The following is a 371-nucleotide window of genomic DNA, read 5'->3' on the forward strand; positions in this document are numbered from 1 at the left end:
GGGGTGAGCCGTGCAAAGGCGCAGGGGGGATCGCTGCCTCCTCGCGAGAGAAAAAGACTCTTGACGCTCCGGGCGGAAGCCTGGACACTCAGTCCACAGTCAAGCGTTGGAGGCGACCATGGTTGGTCAGCGGATCGGCTACGTCCGGGTGAGCACCGTGGATCAGAACGAGTTCCGTCAGCTCGAGGGACAGGTCCTGGACCGGGTTTTCACGGATAAGGCCTCGGGCCGGGACACCGCCCGGCCCGAGCTGACGGAGCTGCTGCGGTTCGTCCGCGACGGGGACACGGTGGTTGTGCACAGCATGGACCGGCTCGCCCGCAACCTCGATGACCTGCGCGCCCTGGTGCAGGGCCTCACCCGGCGCGGGG

1 protein-coding gene is annotated in these 371 nt (G+C 67.7%); it reads left to right on the forward strand.

The features are described from left to right. Positions 1-118: 118 nt before the first annotated feature. Positions 119-371: recombinase family protein (locus tag AC1DKD_RS42470; protein ID WP_477144899.1), on the forward strand; the 253-nt coding region annotated here is incomplete at its 3' end.

The organism is Cupriavidus sp. 05T313, from assembly GCF_056396665.1.